This is a genomic window from Winogradskyella sp. PC D3.3, assembly GCF_054366245.1.
In genome coordinates this window covers 3,007,092-3,024,365 of record NZ_CM135962.1, presented here as the reverse complement: position 1 = coordinate 3,024,365, position 17,274 = coordinate 3,007,092, and the positions used below count along the sequence as shown (strand labels likewise).

Sequence of the window (17,274 nt, the reverse complement as noted above, 5' to 3'; positions counted from 1 at the left end):
CAATAATTCAATATTCTTAAGCCTTATGAGTCATTCTATTCCAAAAGAAACATTTACTTTTTTTAAAAAACTCGAAAAAAATAATGACCGTGACTGGTTCAATGATCATAAACCTGAATTTAAAGTTATTGAAGGAAAGGTAAAGGAGGCGTATAATTATTTAGGAGAATTAATGAGTGCTCATGATCAGATTGAAAACATTAAGATGTTTAGAATTTATAGGGATGTGCGTTTTTCTAAAAATAAGTTACCTTATAAAACGCACTTTGGAGGTTCGTTTGCTAGAAAGAAGCCAGAACTAAGAGGTGGTTATTATTTACATATTCAACCTAATGATGAATCGTTTATTGCAACAGGGTTTTGGGACCCTAGCAAAGAAGAGTTGTTACGGATAAGGAAAGAATTTGAAATGGATGATAGCGAAATGCGCGCTATTTTAAACAATCAAACATTTAAAACCACTTGGGGTGGTTTTACAGGAGATGAGCTTAAGACAGCACCTAAAGGCTTTGATAAGGAGCATCCTTCAATAGACTTAATAAGACGGAAACAATTTATCTTCGTTAAAAAATATACCGACCAAGAAGTGTTGGCCGATGATTTTTTAAACAACGTTAATCAGGCGTTTAAAAATGTGAGACCATTCTTTAACTACATGAGTGATGTGCTTACAACGAATTTAAATGGAGAGTCATTATTATAATACTGCTTTAATGAGATAGCTTTTATTATTAAACTGAAATTGGTCGCCTGTTTTACGATACTTAAGTAATTGCCCTAGAGGTGATGCTAGAGAAATAACGTAATACTCAGAAGCCTCTAGGTCAACTTTTACCATGCTTAGTGTGATATAAAAAGTGATACTATCGAGCAGTTTTTATGTTCATTAAAGGAGACTAAGCCGTCTTTAAAGTTGGAGGTTTTATAAAAAGTTGGATACTATTGATTAAGCGTTCTTTTACTATGGTCATCATACGTTTATTTAAAGCGGAAGAGTTTTGTATGTATAGTTCATATTCTTCAACCGTAAACTGACCTATAATCATTCCTTTCAAAGAGTTTCGTAGTTTTAGATCTTTTTGAATGGCATGATCAATATAGTCGAGTTGTTTAGGTAAGGATAATTCGAAAAATACATTTTTGCGTTTAAAAATATAATGACTAAAAACAGCAATGATTAAATTATGCTGTAGCTTTATAATGGGGCGTAAAGTTATATTCTGAAACGACTCTTCAGCACGCATTCCTTCATAAACTTTAGCAGATGCAATTTCGGGTCTAATCGATAGTAGGTCTTCTGATCTAGTGGACATGATATGGTTTTATTAAGGATTAATTCTACATTAAAATTAAGTAATTAGTTTTATGCACAATTTATAGTAAAAACATGTTGTTAACGCTCTTATTAACATTACTGATTTTGTTATTCATAAATGTAATACTATTCAATACCAATTATTTTAAGTTAAGGGTTATCTTTGAGTTTATAAATACAAAAAATAGATAAATCAAATGATGAGATTTCATACTAGGAAATGGGTAAAACCTGAAGACTTAAACCCAAATGGTTCTTTATTTGGAGGACAACTTTTAGCTTGGATAGACGAAGAAGCAGCACTTTATACCATTATTCAATTCGAAAATTCAAAAATTGTAACCAAATTCATATCCGAAATTAATTTTATGAGTTCTGCTGTACAAGGAGATATTGTTGAATTAGGTATTGAAGTTGTCAAATTCGGGAAAACATCATTGACCTTAAAGTGCGAAGCTCGAAATAAAATGACCAGAGAAACCATATTAACCGTAGACAATATCGTTATGGTCAATTTAGGCGCTGATGGAAAACCAGCACCTCATGGAAAAACGGAAGTTGAGTTTGTAAAAGATCGATTATAGTTAGTCGTTCTTTCCGAGAGAGAGCTCGTAAATCTCTAAATCAAAATAGTTTACAGAAGCGAGTATATGGTCAAATATGTCGCCTAAGATATATTCATAATTCTTCCAACGTTGATCACTGCTAAAGGCATAAACTTCCATAGGGATTCCTTGTGGAGTAGGCTCTAATTGGCGCACCATTAAAGTCATGTCTTTATTTATGGCTGAATGATTTTCTATATACGTTTGAAGGTATTTTCTAAACACACCAAAATTGGTTAGGTTTCTGCCATTGATTAAAACCGATTTATCGATATTATGGGTATTATTATAATTTTCAATTTCTGCAGAACGGGTTTTTAAATAGTCTGAAACCAATTGAATTTTACTAAATCGTTCTATATCTTCATCGGTTAAAAAATTAATTGTAGAAGTCTTAACAATGACGGAACGTTTAATGCGGCGTCCTCCAGAATCCATCATCCCTCTCCAGTTCTTAAACGAATCTGAAATTAATGCATACGTGGGAATTGTTGTTATTGTTTTGTCCCAATTCTGGACTTTAACAGTCGCTAAATTAATTTCAATAACATCACCGTCGGCACCATATTTTTCAAACGTAATCCAATCACCAATGCGTACCATATCGTTTATCGAAACTTGGATACTAGCAACAAAACCTAAGATGGTATCTTTAAATATCAATAAAATTACAGCAGAGGCCGCACCTAAAGTCGTGGCAAATTGAAAAAATGAGACTCCAGTTATTATGGCTAAAATTGAAAAGAAGCCAAGAAGCCACGCAAAAATCATAAAGACTTGTACGTAACTATCTATAGGTTTATCCTTATATCGCGATAATGTTTTAAGATAATCTTTTACAGAACTTAAAAGACTTCTAATAATTTGAAGGGTAAGAACAATTGTTATAACCTTCAAGGTTTTTTCGATAATGTTTTGAGCAACTTCGAAATCGGTAAAGACCTGAGGGATAAATTCAATTAGAATTAATAATGGAATAATATGGGCTACGTTTCTAGGAAGCTTATTAGCGATAAGAATATTGTCAAAATCAGTTTTGGTACGCTTAGCTACCCCAGCAGAAAATCTCCATAAAAAGCGTTTCGTTATATAATCAATTATAAACGCAATTAATAGTAATGCCAAGAGAAGCCCAAGCATGTTAAGATACTTGGAAGTATCCTCAGATAAGCCGTTTTCGATTAGAAAATCATATAAAAGATGTCTTATGTTAAGCACGACGAGGTTTAGTTAAGTATTTTTTATCAATATAGAACGTTCCAAAAGGAATAATAGAAGCCAATAAAACAATCCAAAGTGTACGTGTAGGCCATTTCATATCATTACTTATTAATACCGCTATAACGACATAAGCCATAAACAAAAGACCATGAGGCATTCCTAATAATTTTACGTATTGCGGTTCCTCATAAATATATTTTATAGGTGTCGCTATAAATAATAATAGGATATAAGAAATACCTTCTAACAAAGCTATAATCCTAAAAACAGGTAACAATTTTGGCATCGTATTAAATTTTGTGCAAAAGTACTTTAGAAATAGGTAAAAAGCATAGATTTTAACAGCTTTTAAGAAATTACCTAAAAACTAAAATTCTATTATTTATATTTAACAATATTTTCAATTAATCAGCTATCCACTCATGAGAAAAATTTTAACCCTCGCACTATGTTCGTTTGTCTTAGTGTCTTGTGCAACAGCGCAATCTATCCGTAAGAAAAAAACGAATAGCCAAACGGCACAATCAAAAACACAACTTCCTAAAAAGAGTACTAGTAAAATTAAAGACTATGATAAGGTCATTACAAAAGATGCTATTTCGGATAAGGGGTTGTTTGATGTGCATTTAGTTGGTGAAACATACTATTTTGAAATTCCAATGAAGTATTTAGATACAGATATGCTCTTGGTCAGTCGTTTTTCTAAACTACCTTCAAATTTAGGGGGAGGTTATGTCAATGCCGGCACTAAAACCAATACACGAATGATTAATTGGGAACGTTTTAAAAACAAAATTCTTATTAAAGAAAAATCGTCGAGTGCAGTAGCTGAAGATAGTTTACCAATTAACGTTTCTGTAAAATCGAATAACTACGAACCTACATTATATGCTTTTGATATCGCGGCCTTTTCTAAAGATTCGTCTTCAGTCGTTATTGATGTAACTAGTTTTTACGGTTCAGATGTTAAAGCCATTAGTGGGTTATCGTCAAGATTACGTTCTACATATAAGGTTAAGAATTTAGATAAATCACGAAGTTTTATCAATTCTGTTAAGAGTTTCCCTGAAAATATTGAAGTCATACAAGATTTTACCTATAATGCGTCTAATCCACCGGTAAACACAGGAGACGAAACCATTAGTGTGCAAATGAATCAATCAATGATTTTATTGCCAGAAATACCAATGCAATCACGTCTTTACGATCAACGTGTTGGTTGGTTTACCATGAGTAAATATGATTATAGCAGTGAAGCCTTAAAATCTGATAAAAAAACATATTTAAGACGTTGGAAATTAATTCCCAAAGATATTGAAGCTTATAAAAGAGGTGAATTAGTTGAACCTGTAAAACCTATTGTTTATTATTTAGACCCTGCAACTCCAATGAAGTTTAGGTCGTATATGAAAGCAGGAATTGAACTTTGGCAGAAAGCTTTTGAAGCCGCAGGTTTTAAAAATGCAATTATAGCAAAAGATCCACCTAGCAAAGAAGAAGATCCAGATTTTAGCCCTGAAGACATTAGATATTCTGTAGTAAGGTATGTTGCTAGTACTACTAGAAATGCTACAGGTCCAAGTGTGTCTGATCCTAGAAGTGGTGAAATTATTGAAAGCGATATTATATGGTATCATAATCATTTGCGCTCATATAGAAACCGTTACTTATTAGAAACGGGGGCTGCCAATCCATCTGCTCGAACTTTAAACACACCAGATGCCGACATTGGAGAAATGATGAAAATGGTAATTGCTCATGAAGTTGGTCATACTTTAGGTTTGCCACATAATATGAGTGCAAGTTATGCGTATGATGTAGAAAATTATAGAGATGGTGCGTTTACGCAAAAAAATGGTATAGCAGCAACCATTATGGATTATGCGCGCTATAATTATATCGCACAACCAGGTGATGAAAATATTCGGTTTATTAGACAGTTAGGGCCTTATGACGACTATGCTATTAATTATGGCTATAGATATATAGATGAAGCTAAATCTGCTGAAGACGAAAAGCCAATATTAGAACGTTGGATTATGGAAAAGGCAGGGAATCCAATTTATAAATTTGGACAACGTGGTAATTATGATCCCACAGCACAAACCGAAGATATTGGAAACAATAGTATTAAAGCGAGTACTTATGGACTTAAAAATTTAAAAATTGTTGCTAAAAATTTACCAAGTTGGACAAGTGATCAAACGGATAACTACGAAGATTTAGAAGAGCTTTATGGAGAATTACTCAGTGTATGGAGTCGTTATGTGGGACATGTTGTTACCCATGTGGGAGGAGTCATAGAAGATACTAAAAATCCGTCTCAACAAGGTGTTGTTTTTAGTCCTGTTTCTAAATCATATCAAAAAGCCGCAGTAAAATGGTTACATAGCAATGCTTTTGAAACTCCAGAGTGGTTAATAGATAAATCGATTCTTCAGAATATAAATTACGCAGGTTATACAGAGCGTATTCGAAGTTTACAATCGCGACACCTAAATAATTTATTAAACTTTGAACGTTTAGGTCGCTTAATAGACCATCATGCTTTAGATACTAAAAGTTATTCGGCATTAGAATTATTGAAGGATTTAAGAACAGGAATTTGGTCTGAAGCAAAATCAGGTACAAATGTTTCAGTTTTTAGACGTAATTTGCAGCGTGTTTATTTAGATGCGATGTTTGAATTAATGACTGAAGAGTTGGATCCAAATCGCAGTAGACAGTATTTTAATGTTAATCAATCTGATGTAAGAGCGCTGGTTAGAGGTGAGTTAAACGTTGTAAAGCGTTTACTTATGGCAGCATCAAAAACAAATTTAAACACAGAAACAAAGTACCATTATCAAGATGGTATAGAACGTATAAACAACATTTTAGACCCAAAATAATATGAAAAAAATAGTTTTATTAGCCTTGCTTTTTAGTCTTTCAGCAACAACCTTAGTAACAGCACAATCTGAAATAAGTCAACAAGAAGCTTTTTCGATAAGTTATCATAATTCTAAAGCCTTAGTGAAAACACAAGCTTATAAGTTTGTAGCCAATGTTGTACATAATGGCTTGGATAGGGAATTACTAGATGGTGAAGTAAATCAAATTAGTATAAGCAAGTTGAATGTGTCAGGTCAATTACAAGGTTTTTCTAAGGATAAGGTTATTTATACTTTAAAAGAAAGCAATGCTACCATTGACACTGTATTTAATGATGAAAACCAACAAATTTCAATTGTTATTGAAGCTAAATTGCACAATTTAAGTATTGTAGCAAAACCAAATGGCAAAGCCTTCTTAACGCTAACGGATAGTAGTGGTGCCCAACTGAATTACACAGGTCAATTAGTTAAGTTATAAAAACGCTATAGCACTGTTTTTATATAACCCGTGGTATAAAGCGATTGCAGTTGTAATGTAAAGCTATTAGAGCTGAAAATACTACCATAAAATGATTAGGTCTTATGCTTATCGTACTATGCAGTATTCTTTATGCGCTTTAAAATTTAATAATTGGTATAGAAATTGTATCTTTGTAGTCGGTTCATTGAAGATATACTACACAAATAACATTATTTCTTAAGTTATTGTACTAGATTTTAATACTATTCATTGTTAAGTTGATTAACTTGTTTGCATTATAAATATTTTCAAAAGCACACACATATTAATTTTTAAAACTACGAATGGCTAAATCACAACAAACTTTTAGTAAAAGTGAAAAAGAAAAAAAACGATTAAAAAAACGAGAAGACAAGCGCAAGAAAATGGAAGCGCGTAAACTCAACAAAGATGAAAATGGTTCAGAAGGAATCCCGATTGCCTATGTAGATCATAATGGTAATCTTACAGATACTCCTCCAGATCCATCAATGAAGGTGAAGGTAAAAGCTGAGAATATTGTTCTTGGTATTCCTACAAAAGAAGAATCAGACGAAGAACCGTTTGATCCAATTAGAAATGGAAAAGTTTCGTTTTATGATAACTCTAAAGGTTTTGGATTTATTATAGATACAGAAACTAACGAAAAGCATTTTACACACGTCAGTGGTATTATTGACGAAATAGCAGAAAACGACAAAGTTACTTTTGAATTAGAGAAAGGACAACGTGGTATGAACGCCGTTAGAGTAAAACTAGTGAAATAGTGTTTCCTCATAAATCATATAGAACCATCATAATTAATACTTATGATGGTTTTTTTTTAATGTTATGGCTCCACAAATACTAACAATCAAAACCAAAACAGTCGTTGGAATGAAAAGTTCCATGTCTCATGGTGCCTTTGGTAATATTGTAGCCTTATGGAAGCGTTTTATGCCAAAACAAAGCGCAATTTCTAATCGGTTGACTTCTGAATTTATAGCTTTACAAATTTATGATGATTTCAATGCTATGGAAACCCCTTTTGTGATTTGGGCTTGTGTAGAGGTCTCAAGTTATAATGCTATTCCTGATGGCATGACAAGCTTTACAATTCTTAAAGGTGATTATGCTGTATTTCAGCATAAAGGGATGGATGCTTCAAAAACCTACCGACAAATTATGACGGAATGGCTACCTAATTCAGGTTATGAAATTGATGAACGACCACATTTTCAAGTGATGGGAGAAATGTATAAAAATGGTAGTCCTGATTCTGAAGAAGATTTTTATGTTCCTATAAGGTTAATTAAAAATTAACCCTAAAATCACAACCTACTTTATAATTGCTACAACCAAAAGCAGTCTTGCCTTGTAGTATTTTACCTGTTTTGCATTTAGGACAGACATCTCCAGCTTTAATTGTTGTTTTTTTGACGGTTTGCTTTGGTTCAAATTTTAGTTTAAAATCATCATCAAAGCGTAATAAGCCTTCTTTCGTTTGTCCGTCAATTTTAAAGCCTTTTAAATTTACTGTAGAGCCTTTGCTTAATAATCGAATATATTGTTTTTCGGATATTTTTTTGTCTCCAAAACTAAAAGGTAAAGTAAAGTCACAAGACTTACCATAAAGATTACAACCATAGGCAGACTTGCCCTTCATTAAGGCGCCAGATTTACACTTAGGACAAGAGCTACCAACTAAATGGTTGGCTTTGGCTTTAGATTTTGGTTTCGATTTAGGTTTTCCTGCAGGTTTATTATTTACAGCAGAAATCCGTGTTTGTACTTTTTCGCTTCGTACTTCATAAACTAAAGCATCAACCATGCGTTTCATACCTTTAATAAACGCACTAGCGCTATAATTGCCTTTTTCAATATCCTTTAATTGCTTTTCCCAAGTACCAGTTAATTCCGCAGATTTTAAGAGTTCATTTTGTATGGTATCAATCAATTGGATACCTGTAACCGTTGGTAAAATTTGTTTTTTATTTCGCTTGATGTATTTTCGTCTAAAAAGCGTTTCAATAATATTGGCACGTGTTGATGGACGACCAATACCATTTTCTTTCATTAAGTCTCTGAGTTCTTCATCTTCAACTTGTTTTCCCGCAGTTTCCATAGCCCGTAACAGTGTGGCTTCAGTATATTGATTAGGGGCTTTAGTTTGCTTTTCTAAGAACGAAGGTTCATGTGGTCCTTTTTCACCTTTTACAAAAGTAGGTAGTAGAGCATCTTCTTTTTTATTAGACTTTTCAGATTCAAAAACAACACGCCAACCTTTAGATAGAATTTCTTTTCCTGTGGTTTTAAAATTAACATCTGCTGCTTTTCCTATAACGGTTGTATTCGATACTTTACAATCGTCATAAAAAACAGCAATAAAACGTTTTACAATAATATCGTAGACTTGTTGCTCATTATATTGCAAATGGGTTTGCATTCCGGTTGGAATAATGGCATGGTGATCGGTCACTTTCTTGTCATTAAAGACACGAGAAGACTTCTTTATTTTTTTGCTTAATATAGGTGTTGTAAGACTCGAATAATCAGTTAATTTAGATAATATACCATGAACCTTAGGATATACATCATTTGGTAAAAAAGTGGTATCAACTCTTGGGTAAGTCACCGCTTTTTTCTCGTATAATTTTTGAGCAATTTTAAGTGTATCATCTGCTGAAAATCCAAACTTTGTATTACAATAAACTTGTAAACCTGTAAGGTCAAACAGTTTTGGGGCATACTCAGTACCTTTCTTTTTCGTGATAGAAACGATTTCAAATTCGTGTTCTTTGACTTTAGTAGCTAATTTTTCACCGTCTTCCATTTTAAGAAAACGGCCTTCTTCATAACTAAAAAGGGTATCTCTATAAAGCGTTTGTAATTCCCAATAGGGTTGTGGTACAAAGTTTTCAATCTCTTTAAAACGATTTACCAGCATTGCTAGCGTAGGTGTTTGAACACGTCCCACAGATAAGACTTGCTTATAGCCACCGTGTTTTACGGTATAAAGACGTGTTGCATTTATTCCTAAAAGCCAATCTCCAATAGAACGTGAAAATCCTGCATAATAGAGATTATCGTAATTTTCAGAAGGTTTTAAATTATTGAAACCTTCCTTTATCGCTTCTGTGGTTAAGGAAGAAATCCATAACCGTTGTACTTTACCTTTATATTTTGCTTCATTTATAACCCAACGTTGAATTAATTCTCCTTCTTGACCAGCATCACCACAATTAATGACAACATCGGCTTTATCAAATAAACTTTTTACAATCTTAAATTGTTTCTTTATGCCATCGTTATTAGCCACTTTTACCTGAAATTTTTCAGGTAACATGGGTAAGTTGTTTAAATCCCAGCTTTTCCAATACGGTTTGTAATCGGCAGGTTCAAATAGGGTACAAAGATGTCCAAAGGTATAAGTTACGGCATAGCCATTCCCTTCATAGTAGCCATCACGTTTGGTGGTAGCTCCTAGTACAGATGCGATTTCTCTAGCAACACTTGGTTTTTCGGCAATACAGACTTTCAAGAAAAATGAATTAAATGAATGCGAAAATACAGAAATTTATAGTTGAAAAGGTTATTTTTTTAGAGTTCTAAAAGTAATTTTTGTCCAATTTTTAAAGGAGACGATGGTTTAATCGCATTGGTTTTGCAAAGTCTTGATATAGACATGTTGTTCCGCCTAGAAATAGCATAGAGTGTATCTCCCTTTCGTACAATATATGTTTTTGGTTGTTTAGCTAAACTCGCCAAAGCTGCTTCATCAGCAGATTTTATAACCTTAACTTTACTCGCGCGTCTCGAACTGTGGTATCTAGCATGCGTCCACTTTTGTGTCACCCAAACTTGTTCTGATCGAATCGTATTTTTAGGAGAGAAATCAAAAAGATATTCTGGATGAATATGCTCTCCTTTATAACTCAATTCTAGGTGCAAATGGCTACCTCTAGAGTTTCCTGTATTACCTCCTTTACCTATATACTGCCCTCTAGCTATGGTGTCGTTGGCTTTTACTCCTATATGTGATAAGTGGGCATAAGTCGATTCCATACCATTATAATGACGCACCACAATCGTATTTCCATAGCCGTTAGCATATTTTGCAAAGCGTACAATTCCGTCTAAGATAGAAACAACAGTATCTCCAGTAACTAAATCGATATCAATACCATTATGTGCGCGTCCTCTTCGCCATCCATAGCGCGATGTAACAACTTTGGTATGTGGTACTGGAAAAGCATAGGTTGTATCGGTAAAATGTAATTCTAATGGGAATTCCTGAACAGTATCAACATAAGGATTATAAACAGTGGTATCCCAATGGTCTGCTTTAATATCAATTTTCGTAGCGTTTTTTGTGATCAGCGGAATTTCAATAGTTTCAATAACAGGTCCTCTTTTAAGTTTATAGGTCTGTAGTTCTATCTTTAATGATTGAGGAATTGAATCGTTTTGAGCAACTATAAATAATGAGCTACACAAAAAAGCAATACTAAAAAAAAGGTACTTCATAGAGGGAAAAAATAATCGAATAAGCTGATGAAACGTAAATATATAATAATTATTATTTCAATGTCAAATTATTGAAATGCCTCTAAACTTATTTAACAAAAAAATATAATTTTCATGACGTTAGATCCGTAACATTTGAACTGAGACTTTTTTTGCAAAGCAAAGTGTTGTAAATTTGCAGCTTCTAAAGATGATAACCCGAAATTAAATTTATGTCTCAAACAAATCAAGCTGTTCAAGAAAAAAAAACCGATAAAGAATTATATGACTACCAACAGGGCGCAATAAGCCAGATTTTTGAAAAGTTCGATAGTGAACGTGAAGATTATCACTTATTATATCAGTTGCCTACTGGAGGTGGAAAAACGGTGATTTTTTCTGAAATGGTACGTCAATACCTTAAAAATCACAATAAAAAGGTAGTGATAATGACGCATAGAGTGGAACTTTGTAACCAAACGTCTAAAATGTTAGATAGTTTTGGTGTAACAAATAAAGTCATTAATAGTAAGGCCAATTTAGATGATCAGGCCGATTACTCTTGCTTTGTAGCCATGGTTGAAACCTTGAATAATCGACTAAACGATGATATGTTAGATATTTCAGATGTTGGTTTAGTTATTATTGATGAGGCACATTACAATTCATTTACCAAACTGTTTAAGTTTTTTGAAAAATCGTTTATCCTTGGGGTTACGGCAACACCATTAAGTTCTAATAAAGAGTTACCTATGAAGGATAACTACGATGAACTTATTACAGGAGAAACCATTGAGAATCTTATAGAAAATGAGTTTTTGGCTAGAGCAGAGACCTATGCTTACGATATGGCATTAACCTCTTTAGAGGTCGGTTCTAATGGAGATTATACGGTAAAATCATCTGAAGATTTATACTCTAGTCCGGCAATGTTACAAAAATTGATTGACGCGTATAAAAAACATTCACTAGGGAAGAAGACCTTAATCTTTAATAATGGTATTAACACGTCTATTAATGTGTATTATGCATTTAAAGAAGCGGATTTACCTATTATGCACTTGGATAATACAGCAACTAAGAAACAACGTAAACAAATCTTACAGTGGTTTCATGAAACTCCAGATGCTATTTTAACATCGGTAAGTATCTTAACAACAGGATTTGATGAACCAACTATTGATACCATTATCTTAAACAGAGCAACCAAATCCTTAACCTTATATTACCAAATGATTGGTCGTGGTTCTCGTATTTTGAATAATAAATCGAAATTTACAACTATTGATTTAGGGAACAATCTTTATAGATTTGGACCTTGGGGAGCAGATATAGATTGGCAATTAATCTTTAAATCGCCAAACTGGTATGCAGATCGTATTAAGGATGACGAAGCGATTGAATCAAACTTTAAACACGATTTATCAGATGAAATCAAAGAAGAATTCTCTAAGTCTGAAGAAACGTATTTTGATATCACACAAACTTATAAAGACGCTGTAGATAGTGGTGAATCTTCAAAAGTCGTATTAGAACGTTCTATAGAACAACACGCTAAAATTTGTATTGAAAATAGTGAAGATGTTTACGATGCATTGGCATTGGCTAAATTATTAAAAGATGATATCAATCAACGTATTGAAACCTATGCGAAATGCATTAGTAGAAGTACTTATAACTTCTTAAAATGGTTAAAAGACGATTATCAGAAAAAATTAAATTCGTACTTAAGAACTAATTTTGATGAAAAATTTGAGGAAATTCACGGGTTTCCACCAGAAGATTAAGGTTTGTAGACTCTGAATTATTAAAAAAAATAAATAACGCTTCATCTGAGAAAATAGCGTAATTTCGCGCCTCAAATTAAAGCACTAGTAATGAAACGCATCAACCAATACAAAAAGTTATTTTCTATAGAAGATTCAATAGATTTAAAAACTTTAAAAAAATCGTATAGAAATTTAGTAAAAGAATGGCACCCAGATAAATTTCAAGATGGTGACGCCGGACAGGAAGAAGCTGAGCTTAAAAGTGTTGAGATCATTGATGGGTATCATTTTTTAGTAAGTATTGCGCCAGAAACTAAAGCTGCAAACCTTGAAGAGTATACAGCTACTATTACAGATTCTAGCATTTTAGACTTTCAACATAAAGGACAGCTTTTAGAAATTACATTTTTAGATGGTGCCACTTATGAGTATTTTGGTGTTCCAAAACATGTGTTTATTAAGTTTGTAAATTCAGATAAACAAATGCGTTTTGCAAGACGAAGTATCTTCAATTCATATTTATACAGAAAATCTAAGAAAGAGCTTCAAGAAGCCTAATTTAGCTTAGAAAGTAGTCCTAATTAATTATGAGTAACGCTAATTCCGATAACACTGAAGAGATTTCAATCCATGAGATTGAAAATTGCATTTCTATTTTAGAACGGTTAGTTGCTGATACGGATCAGATTTTTGAAATTCCGAAAGCACAACGTACCGCTTTAATTAAAGTCTCAGGACAATTATCACGTCCGAGTAGAGAAGAATTTTCGCGAAGAAAAAAGGATGCGAAAAAAGCAGCCAAGCGAAAGCAAGCCGCTAGAGATAAAAATGCGAGAAAAGTTACAGGAATTAGAAGTGCAAGAGAGGCTCATGTTTTTGTGGCTCCCAAATTGTTACCCGAAGCTGATTTAAAAGCTAAAGAACAGTTAGAATTAGAGTCTCCAAGAAACTGCTACGTTTGTAAAACCCTTTTCACCAAGTTACATCATTTTTATGATACCATGTGTGAAGAGTGTGGCGATTTTAACTATGCCAAACGTTTTCAAACAGCCGATGTTAAAGGACAAGTTGCTGTCATTACAGGATCGCGTTTAAAAATTGGATACCATATCACCTTAATGTTATTACGTGGTGGCGCCACAGTTATTGCAACCACACGTTTTCCTGTAGATTCGGCCTTGCGTTTTTCTCAAGAAGAAGACTTTACAGAATGGGGCCATCGTTTAAAGATTCACGGTCTTGATTTAAGACATATTCCTAGTGTAGAAATTTTCTGTAACTTTATAGAACAACGCTACGAAAAACTAGATATTCTTATTAATAATGCCGCACAGACCGTAAGACGACCAGCAGGTTTTTACAGTCATTTAATGCCAAACGAAGAACGCCCAATAGAAGAGTTACCTAAGTTTGCACGCGATTTACTAAACGATCATACCGAATGTTTACAAGAGTTACAACAATTAACTTCTGGAGCATCCTCTAATAAAAATATGCCAGTAACTTGGCATGGACCAGAACCAGGTATTGGTTTAAGAGCGTCTGCTAAATTATCGCAGATTCCGTATAGCTTTGATAATACTTTAGTGGCTCAAGAAGTCTTTCCAGAAGGAAAATTAGATGCCGATTTACAACAAGTAGATTTAAGAAAAACCAACAGTTGGAGATTAAAACTAGGTGAAATTGAAACCACAGAAATGATTGAAGTACAATTGGTCAATTCTGTAGCACCATTTGTTTTGTGTAATCGTCTATCTGAAGTAATGAAGAAAGAGAACACAGGTAAGAAGCACATTATCAATGTTTCAGCCATGGAAGGGAAGTTTCATTCTTTTTTTAAAGAAGACCGTCATCCACATACCAATATGGCCAAAGCCGCTTTAAATATGTTAACCCATACCGCTGCTGGTAGTTTAGCTAAAGAAGGTATCTATATGAACGCTGTGGATACAGGTTGGGTAACTGACGAAGATCCTGCGGAATTAGCAAAACGAAAACAAGACTTACACGATTTTCAACCACCTTTAGATATTGTTGATGGTGCAGCACGTGTGCTAGATCCTTTATTTGATGGTATTAATACAGGTAAACATTGGTCTGGTAAATTCTTAAAAGACTACCGACCTATTAGCTGGTAATTACACTTCAAACATTATCTAAATTTTAATTTTGTACTTAAATTTTCGGATTATCCAAAGTACAAATTACCTTTGCAACATAATAAAAGACTATGGCATCATTTTCAGAATTAGGAATACATAAGAATTACATCAAAGGTTTAAAAGAACTTAATATTGTAAATCCTACAGAGATACAAGAAACCGTAATTCCTATTTTATTAAAATCTAAAACCGATTTAATAGGATTAGCACAAACCGGAACGGGTAAAACAGCAGCCTTTGGCTTACCTGTGTTACACGCTATTGATACTAATAACTCTGACGTACAAGCTTTAATTATTGCGCCAACACGTGAATTAGTACAACAAATACAAAAGCAACTCTTTAGATTTACAAAGTATATTGACCAAAAGATTTTTGCTGAAGGTGTTTATGGTGGTGAAAAAATTGACAAACAAATTAAAGCCTTAAAAAGAACCACACATATTGTTGTGGCAACTCCAGGGCGTTTACTCGATTTAGTAGAGCGTGGTGATGTGGATATTTCTAAAGTGAAGATTTTAGTCTTAGATGAAGCTGACGAAATGCTAAGCATGGGCTTTAAAGAAGATTTAACTAAAATCCTTAAATTCAATACGTCTAAACGCAATACATGGTTGTTTTCGGCAACGATGCCAGAAGAAATTAAGCGTATTGTAAAAACGTATATGTCTCCAGATGCAGTTAAAATAGAGGTGAATAAAAATGCTTTAGTTAACGAGAACATTTCACATCATTTTATAAATACTAGTATTAAGGATAAGTTGAATATGATTATTCGCATCTTAGACAAGCGTCAAGATGAAAGAGGTATTATTTTTTGTAAAACCAAAGCGGGAACACAAGCATTGGCACATCAATTACAGCAAGAAGGTTTTGCTGTTGGCGCCTTAGAAGGTGATATGCAACAAAAGGAGCGCGATAAAGTGATGCGTGCTTTTAAAAACGAAAGTTTACAAGTTTTAATTTCTACAGATGTTTCTGCACGAGGTATTGATGTTAATAATCTCGCTTTTGTATTGCATCATCAATTACCAGAGCATTTAGATTACTACACGCACCGAAGTGGAAGAACCGCAAGAGCTGGTAAAACAGGGCAGTCTATTGCTTTAATTATTCCTGGCGAAATGCAGAAGGTATTAGAGATACAAAAAGCTTTAGGAATTACGTTTAGAGAGCTTACGATGTAATTTTGTATAAGGTTCTCGATACGATTTTTTATTCTTCAAAATCACTATGACTGATAGTTTTGGATTATCATCCTATAGCACTTTCATATTTTAGTATTATATTGTGTTTTTAATTAATTAACTCACAATTTTAATACCCATGAAATCATTTTCAATAGAAGATATAAACGCCATTGTACAAGGCGAGGTTATAGGTGAAACCACCAATAAAATAAAAGGATTAGAACAAATTCAAAAAGCAAACGAAAACCAAGCGACCTTTATTGGAAATCGAAAGTTTGCTGGTTTATGGAAAGACTCAAAGGCCAGTTTAGCCATTGTTAATGATAATATTGATATTGAACCAGGTGAGAATCGGGTGTTTATTAAAGTTAAGAATGCTGATTTGGCCATGGCTAAATTGCTAGAGACGTTTACTCCAAAACCTCCACATTTTGAAACCGAAATTCATCCTTCAGCAACGATTGATCCATCGGCTAAAATAGGTGTTGGCAGTAGAGTAGGTGCTGGTTCTTATATTGGTAAGGATGTGGTTTTAGGTACTAATGTTACCATTTACCCTAATGTGACTATTTTAGATGAAACAACTATAGGTGATCATACCACAATTTGGTCGGGTACTGTGATTAGAGAGCGTTCTGTAATTGGCAGCTATTGTATTTTTCATAATAATGTAAGTATTGGAGCTGATGGCTTTGGCTATCGTCCGAGTGATGATGGTAGAGGCTTAGTAAAGATTCCTCATATTGGTAATGTAGTAATTGGTAATGCTGTTGAGATTGGAGCTAACTCTTGTGTAGATCGTGGTAAATTTAGTTCTACGATTATTGGTGACGGATGTAAGATTGATAACTTGGTTCAAATAGCACATAACTGTGTGCTAGGACGTTCTTGTATTATGGCAGGAAGCTCAGGACTTGCGGGTTCTGTAACCTTAGGTGATGGAGTTGTTATTGGAGGCTCGGCCTCTATTAAAGATCATACTACTATTCATTCGGGAGCTACTGTAGGAGCAGGTTCTGGTGTTATGAATGATGTTGCTGCAGGGAAAACGGTATTAGGTTATCCAGCGGTAGATTCTAGAGAAATGTTAAAACAATGGGTGGCGCTTCGTAAGTTAGCTAGGTAATTAGTTAGCTATTAGCGACAGTATAA

The 17,274-nt window shown here is 33.7% G+C and carries 17 protein-coding genes; 11 read left to right on the top strand and 6 right to left on the bottom strand.

Annotated features, from left to right (window positions below; translation table 11 throughout):
• The first annotated feature begins 25 nt into the window (after window positions 1-25).
• A complete protein-coding gene (locus ACXGSQ_RS13265; RefSeq protein WP_458626637.1) occupies window positions 26-703 on the top strand; it encodes a DUF2461 domain-containing protein in 678 nt (225 codons plus the stop codon).
• On the opposite strand, the gene ACXGSQ_RS13260 is transcribed toward ACXGSQ_RS13265, so the two are convergent.
• Both ACXGSQ_RS13260 and ACXGSQ_RS13255 read right to left on the bottom strand, forming a co-directional pair.
• Complete coding sequence (locus tag ACXGSQ_RS13260) at window positions 698-838, bottom strand: hypothetical protein (protein ID WP_458626636.1); 141 nt, start codon at window positions 836-838, stop codon at window positions 698-700. The two genes, ACXGSQ_RS13265 and ACXGSQ_RS13260, sit on opposite strands and share 6 nt — an antisense overlap.
• A 58-nt stretch (window positions 839-896) precedes the next feature.
• Window positions 897-1,313, bottom strand: a complete 417-nt coding sequence (locus ACXGSQ_RS13255; RefSeq protein ID WP_458626635.1) for a glyoxalase — start codon at window positions 1,311-1,313, stop codon at window positions 897-899.
• Between the two features lie 202 nt (window positions 1,314-1,515).
• Here ACXGSQ_RS13255 and ACXGSQ_RS13250 point away from each other — a divergent pair, with 202 nt between their 5' ends.
• Window positions 1,516-1,899 (top strand): acyl-CoA thioesterase, encoded by a 384-nt coding sequence (locus tag ACXGSQ_RS13250; RefSeq protein WP_458629361.1) that lies wholly within the window; start codon window positions 1,516-1,518, stop codon window positions 1,897-1,899.
• Here ACXGSQ_RS13250 and ACXGSQ_RS13245 read toward each other — a convergent pair whose 3' ends face one another.
• Both ACXGSQ_RS13245 and ACXGSQ_RS13240 read right to left on the bottom strand, forming a co-directional pair.
• Complete coding sequence (locus tag ACXGSQ_RS13245) at window positions 1,900-3,138, bottom strand: mechanosensitive ion channel family protein (RefSeq protein ID WP_458626634.1); 1,239 nt, start codon at window positions 3,136-3,138, stop codon at window positions 1,900-1,902.
• On the bottom strand, window positions 3,131-3,427 hold the full coding sequence (locus ACXGSQ_RS13240; RefSeq protein WP_458626633.1) for a DUF3817 domain-containing protein: 297 nt from the start codon (window positions 3,425-3,427) through the stop codon (window positions 3,131-3,133). Before ACXGSQ_RS13240 ends, ACXGSQ_RS13245 begins: the two co-directional genes overlap by 8 nt.
• A gap of 136 nt (window positions 3,428-3,563) precedes the next feature.
• Between ACXGSQ_RS13240 and ACXGSQ_RS13235 the strand changes: the two genes are divergently transcribed.
• The 4 genes from ACXGSQ_RS13235 (at window position 3,564) to ACXGSQ_RS13220 (ending at window position 7,818) form a co-directional block, all read left to right on the top strand.
• Window positions 3,564-6,032, top strand: coding sequence for a zinc-dependent metalloprotease (locus tag ACXGSQ_RS13235; protein WP_458626632.1), 2,469 nt, complete (start codon window positions 3,564-3,566; stop codon window positions 6,030-6,032).
• Between the two features lies 1 nt (window position 6,033).
• Window positions 6,034-6,495 (top strand): hypothetical protein, encoded by a 462-nt coding sequence (locus tag ACXGSQ_RS13230; RefSeq protein ID WP_458626631.1) that lies wholly within the window; start codon window positions 6,034-6,036, stop codon window positions 6,493-6,495.
• 326 nt (window positions 6,496-6,821) lie between these two features.
• Window positions 6,822-7,283, top strand: coding sequence for a cold-shock protein (locus ACXGSQ_RS13225; RefSeq protein WP_458626630.1), 462 nt, complete (start codon window positions 6,822-6,824; stop codon window positions 7,281-7,283).
• A gap of 64 nt (window positions 7,284-7,347) precedes the next feature.
• The gene (locus ACXGSQ_RS13220) at window positions 7,348-7,818 is read left to right on the top strand and encodes a GyrI-like domain-containing protein (RefSeq protein ID WP_458626629.1); all 471 of its coding nucleotides are present in this window, start codon (window positions 7,348-7,350) and stop codon (window positions 7,816-7,818) included.
• Here ACXGSQ_RS13220 and ACXGSQ_RS13215 read toward each other — a convergent pair.
• Together ACXGSQ_RS13215 and ACXGSQ_RS13210 are read right to left on the bottom strand one after the other, a co-directional pair.
• Window positions 7,808-10,036 carry a type IA DNA topoisomerase gene (locus ACXGSQ_RS13215; RefSeq protein WP_458626628.1) on the bottom strand — a complete coding sequence of 743 codons (2,229 nt, stop codon included), beginning with the start codon at window positions 10,034-10,036 and terminating at the stop codon, window positions 7,808-7,810. The genes ACXGSQ_RS13220 and ACXGSQ_RS13215 overlap by 11 nt on opposite strands.
• 59 nt (window positions 10,037-10,095) lie before the next feature.
• Window positions 10,096-11,022 carry a peptidoglycan DD-metalloendopeptidase family protein gene (locus ACXGSQ_RS13210; protein WP_458626627.1) on the bottom strand — a complete coding sequence of 309 codons (927 nt, stop codon included), beginning with the start codon at window positions 11,020-11,022 and terminating at the stop codon, window positions 10,096-10,098.
• Window positions 11,023-11,234: 212 nt separating this feature from the next.
• Between ACXGSQ_RS13210 and ACXGSQ_RS13205 the strand changes: the two genes are divergently transcribed.
• The 5 genes from ACXGSQ_RS13205 to lpxD all read left to right on the top strand — a co-directional run bounded on the left by ACXGSQ_RS13205 (window position 11,235) and on the right by lpxD (window position 17,248).
• A complete protein-coding gene (locus ACXGSQ_RS13205) occupies window positions 11,235-12,788 on the top strand; it encodes a DEAD/DEAH box helicase (protein WP_458626626.1) in 1,554 nt (517 codons plus the stop codon).
• A 90-nt stretch (window positions 12,789-12,878) separates the two neighbouring features.
• Entirely contained in the window at window positions 12,879-13,328 is a 450-nt protein-coding gene (locus tag ACXGSQ_RS13200) for a KTSC domain-containing protein (protein ID WP_458626625.1), read from the top strand.
• A gap of 29 nt (window positions 13,329-13,357) precedes the next feature.
• Entirely contained in the window at window positions 13,358-14,908 is a 1,551-nt protein-coding gene (locus ACXGSQ_RS13195; RefSeq protein ID WP_458626624.1) for an SDR family NAD(P)-dependent oxidoreductase, read from the top strand.
• Window positions 14,909-15,000: 92 nt separating this feature from the next.
• Window positions 15,001-16,119 carry a DEAD/DEAH box helicase gene (locus ACXGSQ_RS13190; RefSeq protein ID WP_458626623.1) on the top strand — a complete coding sequence of 373 codons (1,119 nt, stop codon included), beginning with the start codon at window positions 15,001-15,003 and terminating at the stop codon, window positions 16,117-16,119.
• A gap of 139 nt (window positions 16,120-16,258) precedes the next feature.
• Window positions 16,259-17,248, top strand: a complete 990-nt coding sequence (gene lpxD, locus ACXGSQ_RS13185; protein WP_458626622.1) for a UDP-3-O-(3-hydroxymyristoyl)glucosamine N-acyltransferase — start codon at window positions 16,259-16,261, stop codon at window positions 17,246-17,248.
• Window positions 17,249-17,274: the final 26 nt, after the last annotated feature.

Coding starts and splice junctions, on each gene's coding strand:
- ACXGSQ_RS13265 (WP_458626637.1), top strand. CDS start 26: ATGAGTCATTCTATTCCAAAAGAAACATTTACTTTTTTTAAAAAACTC.
- ACXGSQ_RS13260 (WP_458626636.1), bottom strand. CDS start 838: ATGGTAAAAGTTGACCTAGAGGCTTCTGAGTATTACGTTATTTCTCTA.
- ACXGSQ_RS13255 (WP_458626635.1), bottom strand. CDS start 1,313: ATGTCCACTAGATCAGAAGACCTACTATCGATTAGACCCGAAATTGCA.
- ACXGSQ_RS13250 (WP_458629361.1), top strand. CDS start 1,516: ATGAGATTTCATACTAGGAAATGGGTAAAACCTGAAGACTTAAACCCA.
- ACXGSQ_RS13240 (WP_458626633.1), bottom strand. CDS start 3,427: ATGCCAAAATTGTTACCTGTTTTTAGGATTATAGCTTTGTTAGAAGGT.
- ACXGSQ_RS13235 (WP_458626632.1), top strand. CDS start 3,564: ATGAGAAAAATTTTAACCCTCGCACTATGTTCGTTTGTCTTAGTGTCT.
- ACXGSQ_RS13230 (WP_458626631.1), top strand. CDS start 6,034: ATGAAAAAAATAGTTTTATTAGCCTTGCTTTTTAGTCTTTCAGCAACA.
- ACXGSQ_RS13225 (WP_458626630.1), top strand. CDS start 6,822: ATGGCTAAATCACAACAAACTTTTAGTAAAAGTGAAAAAGAAAAAAAA.
- ACXGSQ_RS13220 (WP_458626629.1), top strand. CDS start 7,348: ATGGCTCCACAAATACTAACAATCAAAACCAAAACAGTCGTTGGAATG.
- ACXGSQ_RS13210 (WP_458626627.1), bottom strand. CDS start 11,022: ATGAAGTACCTTTTTTTTAGTATTGCTTTTTTGTGTAGCTCATTATTT.
- ACXGSQ_RS13205 (WP_458626626.1), top strand. CDS start 11,235: ATGTCTCAAACAAATCAAGCTGTTCAAGAAAAAAAAACCGATAAAGAA.
- ACXGSQ_RS13200 (WP_458626625.1), top strand. CDS start 12,879: ATGAAACGCATCAACCAATACAAAAAGTTATTTTCTATAGAAGATTCA.
- ACXGSQ_RS13195 (WP_458626624.1), top strand. CDS start 13,358: ATGAGTAACGCTAATTCCGATAACACTGAAGAGATTTCAATCCATGAG.
- ACXGSQ_RS13190 (WP_458626623.1), top strand. CDS start 15,001: ATGGCATCATTTTCAGAATTAGGAATACATAAGAATTACATCAAAGGT.
- lpxD (WP_458626622.1), top strand. CDS start 16,259: ATGAAATCATTTTCAATAGAAGATATAAACGCCATTGTACAAGGCGAG.